Source organism: Bradyrhizobium nitroreducens (genome assembly GCF_002776695.1).
Lineage (GTDB): Bacteria > Pseudomonadota > Alphaproteobacteria > Rhizobiales > Xanthobacteraceae > Bradyrhizobium > Bradyrhizobium nitroreducens.
Genome location: NZ_LFJC01000003.1, coordinates 652801 through 667827, shown reverse-complemented (window position 1 = coordinate 667827; position 15027 = coordinate 652801). Strand labels below are relative to the sequence as shown.

The following is a 15027-nucleotide window of genomic DNA, read 5'->3' as shown; positions in this document are numbered from 1 at the left end:
TTCCCACTTTTCCGGGGCATGCGCATGCGTCACGCCACGGCGCGCTGGCGATACATCGCTTCGATCTCGGCGGCATACCGCTTGTTCACGAAGCCGCGTTTCAGCTTCATGGTCGGCGTCAGCTCCTCGTCCTCCGGCGTGAGCTGGCGCTCGATGAGGTAGAACTTCTTGATGGTCTCGACGCGGGCAAAATTGCCGTTGACCTGCTCGATCTCGCGACCGATCAGGTCCTGGATCTCCATGGCTCGGCACAGGCTCGCATAATTGGTGAAGGGAATGTCGTGGTCCTGGGCGAACTTCTCGACGTTCTCCTGGTCGATCATCACGAGGCAGGTGAGATACGGCCGCTGGTCGCCGATCACGACGGCATCGGAGATGTAGGGCGAGAATTTGAGCTGGTTCTCGATCTCGGACGGCGTGATGTTCTTGCCGCCGGAGGTGATGATGATGTCCTTCATCCGGTCGGTGATGCGGACGAAGCCTTCATTGTCGATGGTGCCGACGTCGCCGGTGTGCAGCCAGCCGCGGGAATCGATGGTCTCGGCGGTCTTCTCCGGCTGGTTCAGATAGCCCATGAACAGGAAGTCGCCCTTGATCAGGATCTCACCCTCGGGCGACAGCGCGACCTCGCCCCAGGGCACGGCGGTGCCGACCGAGCCGAGCTTGATGCGCTCGGCCGGCATCATGGTGGCGACGCCGCAATTCTCGGTCTGGCCGTAGACCTCGTGGATGTCGATGCCGAGCGCGAGATACCAGCGGATCAGTTCCGGCGCGATGGGAGCGGCGCCGGTGAAGGCGGTGCGGCAACGGTCGAGCCCGATCATGCGGCGGATGTTGCGGAATGCGACGAGGTAGGCGACGCGGTTCGCAAGGCGCAGCAGCAGCGGCGGCGCCCTGCCCTCGATCCGGCATTCGACCATGCGGTAGCCGATGTCGATGGCGCGGCGATAGACCCATTGCTGCAGCGGCGTCGCATCCTTCAGCGCGATGGTGATGGCGGAGTAGAACTTCTCCCAGATGCGCGGCACCGCGAGGAAGATGGTCGGCTGCACCTCGCGCAGATTGTCCGGCACGGTCTCCGGGCTCTCGGCGAAATTCATCACCGAGCCGAGCGCGACCGAGATGTAATAGCCGCCGATGCGCTCGGCGACGTGGCAGAGCGGCAGGAAGATCAGCCGGTCCTCGTCCTCTCGCGCCGGGATGAAGTCATTGGCGTGCCGCATCTGGTGCGTGACGCTGCGGTTGGCGTGCATGGCGCCCTTGGGCGGACCGGTCGTGCCTGATGTGTAGACGAGGATGGCGAGATCGGCGGCGCTGCGGCTGTCGATCATCTCCTGCCACAGCGCCTCGCGGCCGACCATGTGATTGCGGCCGAGTGCACGAAACTCGTCGAGCGACATCACCATGTCGTCGGTGAAACCGCTGAGACCCTCCATGTCGAACACGATGATCTTGTGGAGGCTCGGGCAACGCGCGCGGCAGGCGAGGATCTTGTCGAGCTGCTCTTCGTCCTCGGCGAAGATCACTTTCGTTTTGGAATCGTTGACGAGATATTCGACCTGGGACGAGGCGTCGGTCGGATAGATGCCCGAGGAGACGCCGCCCGCGCAGAGGACGCCCATGTCGGCGTGGACCCATTCCGGGACGGCGTTGGCGATGATGGAGGCGACGTCGCCGGGCCGGAAGCCGGAGGCATGAAGCGCGTAGGCGATCTCCTTGGAAATCTCCAGCCATTCGCGCCAGCTGGTCGGCTGCCAGATCCCGAACTTCTTCTCGCGGATCGCCGGCCTGTCGCCCCGCATCTCGGCGGCGCGCAAAAAGCTCTTTGCGATCGTATCAGCGACCGTCAGCACCGCCGTTCGGGCCATGCGCCTCTCCTCCCTGTCGCCTGCCTCCGCTGCCTGCCTTGCCGGCGGTCTTGATTGCGGATGGCAAGCTCATCTTACTGCCAGCTTGTCCTCACCGCCACGTCTTCTTCTTTTTCCAACGCCGCTCGCCTCGCGCGCCTGCTTCCTTGGCGCCAAGGTAGAACTCCTGGATGTCCTGGGAATGCATCAAGCGGTCGCAGCTGTCGTTCATCACGATGCGGCCGATCTCGAGCACATAGCCGTAATGCGCGGTCTCCAGCGCCACCTTGGCGTTCTGCTCGACCAGCAGGATCGACATGCCCTGCTCCTCGTTGACGCGCCGGATGATGGTGAAGATCTCCTTCACCAGCAGCGGCGACAGGCCAAGCGAGGGCTCGTCGAGCAGGAGCAGCGTCGGCCGGTTCATCAGCGCGCGTCCGATCGCGAGCATCTGCTGCTCGCCGCCCGAGAGCTGGCCGGCTGGCTGGTTGACGCGCTCCTTCAGGCGCGGGAAATAGCCGTAGACGCGCTCCAGATCCTCCGCGACGCCGTCACGGTCCTTGCGCGGATAGGCGCCCATCATCAGGTTCTCGCGCACCGACAGGAATGGGAACACCTCGCGCCCCTCCGGCACGTGGCTGAGGCCGAGCCGTACGATCCGGTCGGCCTCCATGCGCTGGATCGGCTTGCCCAGAAATTCGATCGAGCCCTTCTGCGGATCGAGAATGCCCGAGATGGTCTTCAGCACCGTGGTCTTGCCGGCCCCGTTCGCACCCAGCAGCGTCACGATGCGGCCGCGCGGCACCTCCAGCGAGATGCCGCGGATCGCCATGATCGGCCCGTAATAGCTCTCGATGTTGGAGAGTTTCAGGATGATATCGGTTGTCACCGCGGCATCCATGGCGTCAGGCTCCCAGATACGCGGCGACGACATCGGGGTGCTGCTGCACCTCGGCGGGCGAGCCCATGGCGAGCACCCTCCCGTAGTTCAGCGCGATGACGCGGTCGGAGACGCGGTTGACCAGCGACATGTCGTGCTCGACCATCAGCACGGTGATCCCGAGCTCACTCTTCATGTCGCGGATCCAGAACGACATGTCGTCGGTCTCCTCGACGTTGAGGCCGCTTGACGGCTCGTCGAGCAGGATCAGCTTCGGCTCCGAGCAGAGCGCGCGCGCCAGCTCGATCACCTTGCGCACGCCGTAGGGCAAGCCGGAGATCAGCTTGTCGCGATAGGGTTCGAGATCGAGGAATTCGATGACCTGCTCGACCCTGCGGCGGTGCACTTTCTCGTTGGCGCGCACGCTCGGCAGGAACAGGAGCTCCTGCCAGAGCTGCGTGGTCGAGTGCCGATGGCGGCCGACCAGCAGGTTGGAGAGCACCGTGGCGTTCTCGAACAGCTCGATGTTCTGAAAGGTGCGGGCGATGCCGAGCCTGGCGATGTCGTAGGGCGGCTCCTCCGTGATGTCCTGGTCCTCGAAGAAGATACGGCCCGAGGTCGGCCGGTAGATCCGCGAGATCAAATTGAAGATCGAGCTCTTGCCGGCGCCGTTGGGGCCGATGATCGACAGGATCTCGCCTTTCTCGACCGCGAAGGACACCGCATCGACGGCCTTGAGGCCCCCGAAATGCAGCGACAAATTCTCCGCGCGGAAATAGCTCATCGGTTCCGCTCCGACTTCACGTAGATCTTCTGCCGCTTGAAGGTGGCGCGCTTGTAGAGCGGGAACAGCTGGAAGAAGAGCTTGATCTTGAGCCAGCGGCCGTAGAGCCCGAGCGGCTCGAACAGCACGAACAGCACGATGATGATGCCGTAGATCGCGCCCTTCAGGCCATTGAGCGAGGCAAAGGCGGCGACGTTCGACTTGATGCTTCCCGCAGTGGCCGGACCGGCACCGAATGTCGCGGCGATGCCGGCGATCATGCCGGGCATATCGTCCTTCAGATAGGTCAGGAACGGATCGATCATCACGATGAAGATTGCGCCCAGCACCGCGCCGTGCAGGCTGAAGGCGCCGCCGATCAGGATCACGATGATGAACTCGATCGAGAGCTGCAGCGTGAACATCTCCGGCGAGATGAAGGAGAGCTTGTGCGCGAACAAGACGCCCGCAAAGCCGGTGATGGCCGCGGAGATCGCAAAGGACTTCACCTTGTAGAGCGCGACATTGACGCCCATGCTGCGCGCCGCCGTCTCGCTGTCGCGGATCGCGACGAAGGCGCGCCCCGTCGGCGAGCGCAAGAGATTGAGCGTGCCGATGATGGTCAGCACCAGCACGGCAAGACAGAGATAGTAGAAGGTCGGGCTGTCGCGCGGCACGGTGACGCCGAGCAGCGACAGCGTCTTGACCCGCATGCCCTCGTTGCCGTTTGTGACGCTTTCCCACCGCGCCAGGATCTCCTCGACGATCAGGGCAAACGAGATGGTGGCGATGACGAGGTAGATGCCGGTCAGGCGCAGCGCGGGAAATCCGACCATCGCACCGATGATGCCGGTCAGGCCGCCGGCGGCGAGGAAGTAGACCGGGAACGGCACGTTGTATTTCTGCAAATAGGCCGCCGTGTAGGCCCCGATGGCGAGGAACGCGGCATGCCCGAGCGAGGCTTGTCCGGTGAAGCCGGTCAGGATCAGAAGCGCAACGCCGACGGTTGCATAGATGCAGACGAAGACGAGCTGGCTCATCAGATAGCTGGAGAGCAAATAGGGCGCGATCAGCAGCAGCGCGAGCAGGACGCCGTAGGAGACCAGATAGCCCGAATGCGGGAACAGCTTGATGTCGTCCTCGTAGTCGGTCTTGAACAGGAAGCGCATGGCGTTCAGACCTTCTTGCGGACGTGATGGCCGAACAGGCCTTCGGGCTTCAGCAGCAGCACGGCGAGCAGCACGACGTAAGGCGCGACATCCTTCCAGCCCTCGGGCAGGTAGAACCCAGCCATGCTCTCGATCACGCCGATCAGGACGCCGCCCACCACTGCACCGGGGATAGAGCCGAAGCCGCCGAGCACGGCGGCGGGAAACGCCTTCAGGCCTAGCACGAGGCCGACATTGGAATGGATGAAGGTGATCGGCGCCAGCAGCACGCCGGCGCAGGTCGCGACCGCCGCGCTGATCGCCCAGACGACCGACACCACGCGCTTGACCGGAATGCCCATATAGTAGGCGGCGAGCATGTTCTCGGAGCTGGCCCGCATCGCGGTGCCGAGCGTGGTCTTGTTGAAGAAGAGATAGAGCAACGTGCACAGGATCATCGTCGCCGCGATCACCGACAGCTTGTCGTAGGCGAGCACCAGCGAGCCGATGCGCAGCACGCCCTGGCTGAACGGCGTCTCGATCTTCAGATCGTCGGTGCCCCAGATCATGCCGGCGATCGAGCGCAGGAAATAGCCGAGGCCGATCGTCGCCATGATGATGGAGAATTGCGGATAGCCGAGGATCGGCCGCACCACGACGCGCTCGGCCAGCATGCCGAACAACGCCATCGCCGCCACCGCACCGGCAAAGCCGATCCAGTAGTTCAGGCCCATCATGCCGATGAAAGTGAAAGCGAAGAAGCCGCCGAGCATCATCAGATCGCCCTGGGCGAAATTGACGACCTCGGTGGCCTTGTAGACGAGCACGAAGCCAAGCGCGATCAGGCCGTAGACGCAGCCGAGCGCAACACCGCTGACCAGCTGCTGAACGAAATCCAGCATTGACGCGCGTCCTCCCGATACAACCGGCGGTTCTTCCCGACCGCCTTGCCGCATCTTGTGTCCAGTCGCTACGCAGTCGTTTCGCCGCGTTAGCGCCATTTGTCCGGAACCAATTCAGCCTGAACCGCCCAGCGCTGTCAACAAACGGTGACTTGCCATTAGTCCAATCCGGATGACGGAATTTGCCGCAGTGCGATTCACCGTGCCGAAACATCTTCGGGTCATGGTCGCGAGCGATGCAAAACCGGATGGTGTGGCCGTCATGAAGCCGGACAGCTCCGCGCTGGAAGTTAAGGGGTTAACGAAGCGTTTTGACCGCTTGGCGGTCGACAGCCTCGATCTCACCATTCACGCCGGTGAATTCTATGCCCTGGTCGGCCCCAACGGCGCCGGCAAGACCACGACTCTGCGCATGGTTGCGGGCCTCTTACGCCCCGACGGCGGCGCGGTCTCGATCTTCGGCATCGATGCGCTCCAGAGCCCTGTTGCCGCCAAGCAGGTGATGGCGTGGGTCTCCGACGAGCCAATGATCTACGACAAGCTGACCCCGCTCGAATATCTCGAATTCGTCGCCGGCCTGTGGGGCATCGCGCCGTCGGTCTCGCAGCCGGTCGCGCAGGACCTGCTGGAGTCGCTCGGCCTCGCGCCGCACCGTCACGAACGCTGCGAGGGCTTTTCCAAGGGCATGCGCCAGAAGGTGGCGCTCGCGGGCGCGCTGGTGCACGATCCCCGCCTCATCATCCTCGACGAGCCGCTGACCGGGCTCGATGCGGTTTCCGCCCGACACGTGAAGGGCCTGCTTGGGATGCGCGTCCGCGCCGGCTGCACGGTCATCATGACCACGCATATTCTCGAAGTGGCCGAGCGCATGGCCGACCGCATCGGCGTGATCGCCTCGGGCCGCCTCGTCGCCGAAGGCACGCTGACCGAATTGCGCCAGCAGAACGGCCATGCCGATACCAGCCTGGAGGATCTCTTCATCGCGCTGGTGACGCTTCCGGAAGCCGCATGAGCTCGGCAACCGCGCTGTCCTGGTTTGCCCGCCACGAGCTCCGGCTCGCCTGGCGCGAATGGTTCGCCATGATGACCGGCGGGCGGCGCAAGCGGACGCGCGCCGCCATCATCGGCCTCATCTGCTTCGCCGCGCTGCTGCATTTGCCGGCCTGGGCGGTGATCGGCCGTTTCGCCGACCTGCGACTGCCGCTCGACAAATCCACGCTGATCGTGATCTCGGCGACGATCTTTCTGGCCTGGACCTTGATGCTGTCGCAGGCGATCGAATCGGTAACGCGGGTGTTCTACGCCCGCGCCGATCTCGACCTGATCATGTCCTCGCCGGCGACACTGGCCAATCTGTTCTCCGTCCGCATTGCCGCGATCGCGCTGTCCGTCACCGCGATCGCGGTGCTGTTCTCGACGCCCTTCATCGACGTGCTGGTGATCGGCGGGGGTGCGCGCTGGCTCGCGGCGTTCGGGGTGGTGGTCGCGATGGGCCTGTCGGCCGCGGCGATCGCGATCGCCGTCACCATCCTGTTGTTTCGCCTGATCGGCCCGGCGCGGACGCGCCTGATTGCCCAGATCCTCGCGGCGATCATCGGCGCCGGCTTCGTGATCGCGCTCCAGGTCGCCGCGATCATGTCCTACGGCACGCTGTCGCGCTTCACCATTTTGACCTCCGGCACCGTGGCCGCCCATGCCCCCGATATCGACAGCATCTGGTGGGGGCCGGCGCGGGCGGTGATGGGCGACAGCGAGGCGCTGCTGCTGCTCCTGGCTCTCGCCCTGGTGCTGCTCGGAAGCGTCATGGCGATGTTCTCGCACCGCTTCGCCGACACCGCGATCGATGCCGCTCCCTATGGCATCCCCGGCAGCAGGCGGGCAAAGGAGCGGCCGTTCCGCACGGGCTCGCGGCAGCAGGCGCTACGGCGCAAGGAATTCTCGCTGCTCTGGCGCGATCCCTGGCTGATCTCGCAGACCCTGATGCAGCTGCTCTATCTGGTGCCGCCGGCCCTGCTGCTCTGGCGCAATTTTGCCGACAGCTCCGCGGCGCTGACGCTGATCACACCCGTCATCGTGATGGCGGCCGGACAGCTCGCCGGCGGACTGGCCTGGCTGACGATCTCGGGCGAGGACGCCCCCGACCTGGTCGCGACCGCGCCGCTGACGCCGTCAGGCGTCATCCGCGCCAAGATCGAGGTGGTGCTGATCGCGATCACCGTCATCTTCTGCCCGCTGGTTGCCGCGCTCGCTTTCGCTTCGCCTTACCAGGCCGCGGTCAGCGCCGCCGCGATCATCGTCAGCGCGGCCTCCGCGACCGCGATCCAGCTCTGGTTCCGGGTCCAGGCCCGGCGCAGCCAATTCCGCCGCCGCCAGACCTCGTCGCGGCTGGCGACCTTCGCCGAAGCCTTCTCCTCGATCGGCTGGGCCGCCAGCGCCGCGCTGCTGCTCGCGCTGCCGATCGCCGGCCTCATCTGCGGCCTGATCACCGCAAGCCTCGTTGCGATCACCTGGAAATTCAGCCCTAGGCGCGAGCCATAGGTGCGACACTGACGCGCTGTTGATCCCACCCCATTGGCGAGGCGCTGCATTGCACGCTAGACTTCGTCGTGAAGTCATCGGGGACGGATCCATGCGGCGACTGGTTTCGGCGGCTCTGGCGCTGTGCGGCGCATTCCTGACCCCTGCCCTCGCCCAGCAGCCTCAGCGCAGCGAATGCCTGGCGATGGCTAACGCGGCTCCGCGGGCCATGCCCGTGGCATTCCGGCAGGCGGCGACCGCGGCCGAGGTCGAGATCACCTATGCCGGCCACTCCACTTATTTCATCGACACGCCCGGCGGCCTCCGCATTGCGACCGATTACAGCGGCGCTTATCAGGTGGGACGGCTCCCCGACGTCGTGACCATGAACCGGGCCCATAGCACGCACTACTCGCTGTTTCCCGACAAACGCATTCCCCACGTGCTGCACGGCTGGAGCGATGACGGCAGGCCGGCGATCGTGTCGGAGCGCATCAGTGACACCTTCATCCGCAACGTCACCACCGACATCCGCCGCTATTTCGGCGACGATGCCGGCGCCGACATGATCCGCGACGGCAATTCGATCTTCATCTTCGAGGTCGCGGGCCTCTGCATCGGCCATCTCGGCCACCTCCACCACAAGCTCGACGACAGCCATTTCGCCCAGATCGGGCGGCTCGATATCGTGATGGTGCCGATCGACGGCACCTACACCATGTCGCTGGGCGGCATCTCCGAGATCACCAAGCGCCTGCGCGCCTCGGTGGTGCTGCCGATGCACCGCTTCGCCACCCCGCTCGACGACTTCATGCAGCGGATCGGCCAAGAGTTCGAGATCGACCGCCGCACCGGACGGTCTTTCCGGATGTCGCGGGATGCACTGCCGTCGAAGCCGACGGTGATCATCCTCAACGGGGTCTGAGGCGCAATTTTCTCCAAGCCTTCTGCTGCCCGGCGGTGCAGATCTCCTCACGAGAGGAGATCGACATGTCTGATTTTGCGCGATTGTTGCACGCCGATGGTCCGAATGCGGAGCACGCCGCGGCCCTGCAGCTTTACGGCCGCTTCGTCGGCGACTGGGATGCCGAGATCACCGCCCATGGGCCCGACGGAACGAAACACATCGCGCCCGGCGAAATCCATTTCGGCTGGGTGCTGGAGGGCCGTGCCGTCCAGGACGTCTGGATCATTCCACGGCCCGCGGGCGCGCCGGCCTTTCCAATCGCCGGCAATTGGTACGGCACGACATTGCGGGTCTACGATCCCACCATGTCCGCGTGGCGGATCTGCTGGTTCGATCCCGCGCGCTGCGTGTTCCGCCAGCAGATCGGCCGGCCACGTGGGCAGGACATCGTGCAGGAGGGATCGACCGAGACCGGCGAACTGACGCGCTGGAGTTTTGCGGAGATCACCGAAGATTCCTTCCATTGGCTCGGCGAGGTCAAGCCTGTCGCAGCGGCAGATTGGCGGTTGGTGGTCCATGTGAAGGCGAAGCGGCGGAAGAACTAAGATCGACCGTGCCAGCTCCGGGCTCGTTGCAACCTCCCCCGCAAGCGGGGGAGGGAGTGCACCTCCTTCGCCGCTGCTATGGTGCTCTGAACAACGCGCGCTGCTGTGCGTGAGAACGAGGTGCTAAGCTCCCCTCACAATAACATGAGGGAGCGAACGTCGATGGCTGCAAGCAGTGTGCCCGCCAACACGAGCGGGCTGTTCGTCGAGCCGCGCGAGGACTGGCTCGCGCTGCATCAGGAGGAGATCATTGATCCCGCGCGGCCGATCGTCGATCCCCATCATCATCTGTGGAATCGCAGGCACCGCTATCTGATCGAGGAGATGGCCGACGATATCGCCTCCGGCCACAACGTGATCGCGACCGTCTATGTCGACTGTCGCTCGATGTATCGCGCGCACGGGCCGGAAGCATTCCGGCCCGTCGGCGAGGTCGAGTTCGCCAACGGCGTCGCCGCGATGAGCGCGAGCGGTGGCTACGGCAAGGCCGCGATCTGCGCCGGCATTGTCAGCCACGCCAATCTGTTGCTCGGCGACGTCGCAAAGGGCGTGCTGGAGGCCCAGATCGCGGCCGGCAACGGCCGCTTCCGCGGCATCAGGCATTCCTCGGCCTGGGACGAGGACCCCGTCGTCGCCGGCATGTATGCGAGCCGGCCGAAGGGACTGTTGCAGGACGCGGCCTTCCGCAAGGGATTTGCCTGCCTCGCGCCGCTGAACCTCAGCTTCGATGCCTGGCTGTTCCATCCGCAGATCGGTGAGCTCGCCGCGCTGGCGCGCGCCTTCCCCGACACCAGGATCGTGCTCGACCATTGCGGCGGCCCCGCCGGGATAGGTCGCTTCGCAGGACGGCGCGAGGAGGTGTTTCGACAATGGCGCGCCTCGATCCAGGACATCGCCAAATGCGAGAACGTGGTGGTGAAGCTCGGCGGGCTCGCGATGTGCCTGCTCGGCTACGACTTCCATTTGCGCGAGAGGCCGCCATCGTCGGAGGAGCTCGCCGCAGCGTGGCGGCCCTATGTCGAGACCTGCATCGAGGCGTTCGGGCCCAGGCGCGCGATGTTCGAGAGCAATTTCCCGCCGGACAAGGGCCAGTGCAGCTACCAGGTGATCTTCAACGCTTTCAAGCGGATCGCCGCGCCGCTGAGCGAGGCCGAAAAGACGGCCCTGTTCTCGCAGACCGCAACGGATGTCTACCGGCTCGAGCTGCCGTCATGACGAGAAAAGGGGCCGGGATGTGATCCCGCCCCCTCTTCGTCGTGGCCGCTGGGAAGCGTCCTTCAAACCTTATGAGAGCTCTAGCCGGCGCCCATCAGCGAGGCCGGACGGCGCTCACCGGTAAAGGCGAAGGTCTTCTTGAGCTTGTTCACGACCCGGATCAGGAAGCCGATCATCACGGGATTGGTCTTGCGGCAGAAGGCGATCTTCTTGACGTAGCCTTCGACATGCCATTTGGCATGCGCGCCGTCGCGGAAGAAGATGACGTCGCCGGGGCCGTAGCGCTTCGGCGGCATGCCCTCGCTTTCGAGCACGATCGATCCTTCCATGATCATGATCGTCTCGTCGATATCGTAGTACCAGTTGAAGCGCCCTTCGGTGCAGTGCCAGATGATGGTCGAGGCGGTGCCGTCGGCGCTGGTGGACAGGATGTGGGAGCGCGATACCGGGTTGCCCTCGATGATCCAGGACGGCTCGATCGGCCGCAACTCGAGGTCCACATTGCAACTACCGATTTCAATCAATGAGCGCGACATCTTTTTCCCCAGGGGATATAATAAGTATGGCCGGGTCTCGGCCCGGATTGTTTCGAAGATGGCGGGAACGCTAGTCACCTGTTTTTAATTCTTTCTTACGCGGGCCTCGAAAATCAGCCGGAAGTTGCAGGCCCAACGCGGTTAACGTCGCGATTTCCCTGCAAAATCGCGCACATGAACCCATCCTTTCTGGGGTGCGACAAAGTGCGCGGAAGCACCACAACGGAGCCATGCCGATGCCCCTCACGCCCGAGGTTGTGACAGCCGATCGCGCGGTCCTCGCCCGGCTCGCCAGTCTCGATGTCTCCTTCGTGCCGGACGAGGAGCCCTGGTTCACCATCGACGGCGTCGAGAATCCCCGGCAGATCGGCAGCGACGGCAACGGCGGCGCGTTCGTCCTGCTACCGTCGCAGGATGTGCTCTACGTCTCATCGGAGGGCCGCGCAGGCATCGTCGCGGACAGTTTCGAGGCATTCATCCAGCTGGTCGTTACCCGCCCCTATTGGCTCGACATCCTCAAATTTTCAGGCGGCGGCGACCTCCAGGAGATGCGGCGCGCGGCGGAGGCGCTGGAGGCGACGCTCGAGGACGAGGACGACATCAACGAGGCGCGCGAGGAGATCCGCAAGCGCCTCGACCTGGGCGAGGCGGACGATCCAGTCGCCGCGCTCTACGAGGCGATTGCGGCTTCCGACGCCATCGTACGGGCCACCGACGGCAGCCCGTTCACGACGCTGTTCAACCGCTTCAGCATCGACAACAATCCAATCCTGCGCAACGCGGCGGCGTGAACGCACTCGACGATCGCACATGGATTTTATGTGCTTGCACCGTCACGGCCGGGCTTGTCCCGGCCCGGGCATGACTGGCAGCGGCGTTACTTCACCCACTCGCCCTTGCGGAACACGGGGACCTTGCTGCCGTCGGGCAGGATGCCGTCGATGTCGGTCTCGGCCGAGCCGATCATCCAGTCGATATGGATCAGGCTCTGGTTGCCGCCTTGTGCGGCGATCTGCTGCGGGGTGAGCTGCGCGCCGTTGACGAAGCATTTCGAATAGCACTGGCCTAGCGCGATGTGAGACGCCGCGTTCTCGTCGAACAGCGTGTTGTAGAACAACAGCCCGCTTTGCGAGATCGGCGAGGAATGCGGCACCAGCGCCACTTCGCCGAGCCGACGCGCGCCCTCGTCGGTGTCGAGCACCTTGTTCAGCACCTCCGCGCCGCGCGAGGCCTTGGCGTCCACGATCTTGCCGTCCTCGAAGCGCACCGCGATGTTGTCGATCAGCGTGCCCTGGTAGGACAGCGGCTTCGAGCTTACGACATGGCCGTAGACGCGGCGGCAATGCGGCGTGGTGAAGACCTCTTCGGTCGGGATATTGGCGTTGCAGCTGATGCCGTTCTTCGAGAGCGAGGCACCGCCCTCCCATTCATGGCCGTCGGCGAGACCGATGGTGAGGTCGGTGCCTGGGCCGCTGTACTGCAGGGCGCGAAAGCGCTGGCCGTTGAGCCAGTTGGTGCGCTCGCGCAGCACCGCATTGTGGCTCGCCCAATTGCCCATTGCGTCCTCGCGGTCGACGCGCGAAGCCGCGAAGATCGCGTCCGCGAGCTTGCCGACCGCAATGTCCTCGGGATCGTTGGGGAACACCTGCTTCGCCCAGGACGGGCTGGGATAGGCAATGATATTCCAGTTGGTGTCGAAATTGACGATCTTCTCCAGCGCCGGCTGGTAAGCCATCGAGTTGGCCTTGCTGGCGCGCGCCACCTTGGAAGGATCCTCGCCCGACAACAGCATCGGATTGTCGCCGACGATGGCGAGCCGCGCGGTGTTGTCCGAGAACGCCTTGGCCATGCCCTCGTAGAGCCAGTTGGCGGCGCGATCGAAGCTGTTGTCGTGGCCGTGGCGATAGCGCGCCAGCGTCATCTCCTCGTCCGACAGGATCGGCGTCACGATACCGGCACCGGCCTTGTAGGCATGCACGGCGATCCGCCGCACCAGCGGCAGAGCGATCGCAGGCGCCGTCAGAAGCAGATCCTGTCCCGGCCGCAAGCCCAGGCCCACCTTCACCGCCACCTCGGCCAGCCGGTCGAGCTTTACGGGATCGATGGGAGCGGTGGAATTGCGGTGATCGGTCATGCGGGGTCCTCTGCCGAAGTCTCTCGTTCAATCTAAGTCTAGCATCACGAGGCGCAAGTGCGCGAGCACCTTGCGACACCGAGAAGATACGCAGTTTTGCGCATTTTGGTTTTCAACGCGTTGCCGATTTCAGCACCCGGTCGACCATGGCGGGCGCGAGCCCGAGGTAATTTTTCGGTGAGGTCAGCGCCTCGATTGTGGCACGATCGATGCGGCTCGTGATCCGCGCGTCCGCGGACAGCGCATCGGCCAGGCTCGTGCCCTTCTCGTTGGCCTGACGGCAGGCGTCATAGACCACGTCGTGGGCCTCCTGCCGCCCGAGCTGCGGCGCGAGCCCCATCATGACTGCTTCGGCCACGATCAGGCCGCGGCTGATGGCGAGGTTGTCGCTCATCCTCGCCTCGTCCACGATGAGGCCCGCGAGTGCGAACTTCGCCTGGTGCAGCGCGCCGGCAGTCAGCACGAAGCTTTCGGGAATCGCCATCCATTCGGCGTGCCAGGGACCCGTGGCGCGCTCGAAATCCTGCACCATCGCATCCAGCATCAGGCCGGCGTGCTGGCGCACCGCCTTGGACGCCGCCAGCATCAGCTCCGACGAGATCGGGTTGCGCTTCTGCGGCATGGTCGAGGAGGCGCCGCGCCCCTTGACGAACGGCTCGTAGACCTCGGCGAACTCGGTCGAGGCCATGATCATGATGTCGAGCGCGATCTTGCCGAGCGAGCCGGTGACGAGTGCGAGAAAGTTCACGGCTTCGGCGAACCCGTCGCGTGCGACATGCCAGGTCGATGCGGGAACGCCGAGCTTCAGCTCGGCGCACAGGGCCTCCTGCACCTCGAAGCCCTTGTCGCCGAGCGAGGCCAGCGTACCGGCAGCGCCGGCGAACTGGCCGACCAGCACCCGCGGCTTCAACTGCGCCAGCCGCTCGGCGTGACGATCGAACATGGCGAGCCAGATCGCGGTCTTGTAGCCGAAGGTGACCGGCAACGCCTGCTGGAGGTGGGTGCGGCCCGCCATCGGCGTGTCACGATGGCGTTTCGAGAGATCAACGAGGATCCGACGCAGCTCGGCGATGTCGCGTTCGACGATCTCCAGCGCGGCGCGCAATTGCAGCACCACGGCGGTATCCATGATGTCCTGCGTGGTCGCGCCCCAATGCACGTAGCGGCCGGCCTCGCCGCACTGCTTCACCATCTGATGCACCAAGGGCAGGATGGGGTAGCCGACGATGTCTGTCTCCTGCCTGAGCAGATCGAAATCGAGCGCGGAAACGTCCGTCCGTGCCGCGATCGCCTCGGCCGCCTCCTGCGGGATCACACCACACTTCGCCTCCGCCTTCGCCAGCGCCACCTCGACCTCGGCATAGCGCGCGACCAGCGCGACGTCGGAGAACACCTCCCGCATCCCGGGCGTGCCGAAGGCGTCGCGGAACAGCATGGAATCGAGCACGGTGGTGGAGGCTGGGAAGGCGGGCATGGGGCGTTTCTTTATGGTTGATGTTCTGTGTGGGCGATAGCTTACGCAGGCCGTGCAGCTCGGCAATGGACATTCGCAGTTTCGCCACACATTCGTCCC

General features: G+C 64.7%; 14 protein-coding genes. 6 read left to right on the top strand and 8 right to left on the bottom strand.

All coding sequences use genetic code 11. The features are described 5' to 3' along the window. Positions 1–29: 29 nt before the first annotated feature. From TSA1_RS03435 to TSA1_RS03415, 5 genes are all read right to left on the bottom strand, one after another. Positions 30–1868: an AMP-dependent synthetase/ligase gene (locus TSA1_RS03435; protein WP_100175117.1), complete on the bottom strand. Its 1839-nt coding sequence runs from the start codon at positions 1866–1868 to the stop codon at positions 30–32. 91 nt (positions 1869–1959) lie between these two features. Continuing rightward, on the bottom strand, positions 1960–2748 hold the full coding sequence (locus TSA1_RS03430; RefSeq protein ID WP_100175116.1) for an ABC transporter ATP-binding protein: 789 nt from the start codon (positions 2746–2748) through the stop codon (positions 1960–1962). A 4-nt stretch (positions 2749–2752) separates the two neighbouring features. Further along, entirely contained in the window at positions 2753–3511 is a 759-nt protein-coding gene (locus tag TSA1_RS03425) for an ABC transporter ATP-binding protein (protein WP_100175115.1), read from the bottom strand. Next, a complete protein-coding gene (locus TSA1_RS03420; RefSeq protein WP_100175114.1) occupies positions 3508–4659 on the bottom strand; it encodes a branched-chain amino acid ABC transporter permease in 1152 nt (383 codons plus the stop codon). The genes TSA1_RS03425 and TSA1_RS03420 overlap by 4 nt, the downstream gene beginning before the upstream one ends. Before the next feature lie 5 nt (positions 4660–4664). Then, complete coding sequence (locus tag TSA1_RS03415; protein ID WP_100175113.1) at positions 4665–5540, bottom strand: branched-chain amino acid ABC transporter permease; 876 nt, start codon at positions 5538–5540, stop codon at positions 4665–4667. Positions 5541–5802: 262 nt separating this feature from the next. Between TSA1_RS03415 and TSA1_RS03410 the strand changes: the two genes are divergently transcribed. The 5 genes from TSA1_RS03410 to TSA1_RS03390 all read left to right on the top strand — a co-directional run bounded on the left by TSA1_RS03410 (position 5803) and on the right by TSA1_RS03390 (position 10784). Beyond that, entirely contained in the window at positions 5803–6552 is a 750-nt protein-coding gene (locus tag TSA1_RS03410; RefSeq protein ID WP_174719269.1) for an ABC transporter ATP-binding protein, read from the top strand. After that, positions 6549–8078, top strand: a complete 1530-nt coding sequence (locus TSA1_RS03405; protein ID WP_100175111.1) for a permease — start codon at positions 6549–6551, stop codon at positions 8076–8078. Before TSA1_RS03410 ends, TSA1_RS03405 begins: the two co-directional genes overlap by 4 nt. Positions 8079–8169: 91 nt before the next feature. Beyond that, positions 8170–8982: an MBL fold metallo-hydrolase gene (locus tag TSA1_RS03400; RefSeq protein WP_100175110.1), complete on the top strand. Its 813-nt coding sequence runs from the start codon at positions 8170–8172 to the stop codon at positions 8980–8982. A gap of 65 nt (positions 8983–9047) precedes the next feature. Continuing rightward, entirely contained in the window at positions 9048–9569 is a 522-nt protein-coding gene (locus TSA1_RS03395; RefSeq protein WP_174718736.1) for a hypothetical protein, read from the top strand. A 162-nt stretch (positions 9570–9731) separates the two neighbouring features. Beyond that, a complete protein-coding gene (locus tag TSA1_RS03390) occupies positions 9732–10784 on the top strand; it encodes an amidohydrolase family protein (RefSeq protein WP_100175108.1) in 1053 nt (350 codons plus the stop codon). 80 nt (positions 10785–10864) lie between these two features. Here TSA1_RS03390 and TSA1_RS03385 read toward each other — a convergent pair whose 3' ends face one another. After that, positions 10865–11320, bottom strand: a complete 456-nt coding sequence (locus TSA1_RS03385) for a cupin domain-containing protein (protein ID WP_100175107.1) — start codon at positions 11318–11320, stop codon at positions 10865–10867. Positions 11321–11556: 236 nt separating this feature from the next. On the opposite strand from TSA1_RS03385, the gene TSA1_RS03380 reads away from it, so the two are divergent. Beyond that, entirely contained in the window at positions 11557–12111 is a 555-nt protein-coding gene (locus TSA1_RS03380; protein ID WP_174718735.1) for a hypothetical protein, read from the top strand. Between the two features lie 86 nt (positions 12112–12197). Here the strand turns inward: TSA1_RS03380 and TSA1_RS03375 are convergent, their stop codons facing one another. Next, positions 12198–13454 (bottom strand): aminopeptidase, encoded by a 1257-nt coding sequence (locus tag TSA1_RS03375; RefSeq protein ID WP_100175105.1) that lies wholly within the window; start codon positions 13452–13454, stop codon positions 12198–12200. A gap of 112 nt (positions 13455–13566) precedes the next feature. After that, complete coding sequence (pcaB, locus tag TSA1_RS03370; protein WP_100175104.1) at positions 13567–14928, bottom strand: 3-carboxy-cis,cis-muconate cycloisomerase; 1362 nt, start codon at positions 14926–14928, stop codon at positions 13567–13569. Positions 14929–15027: the final 99 nt, after the last annotated feature.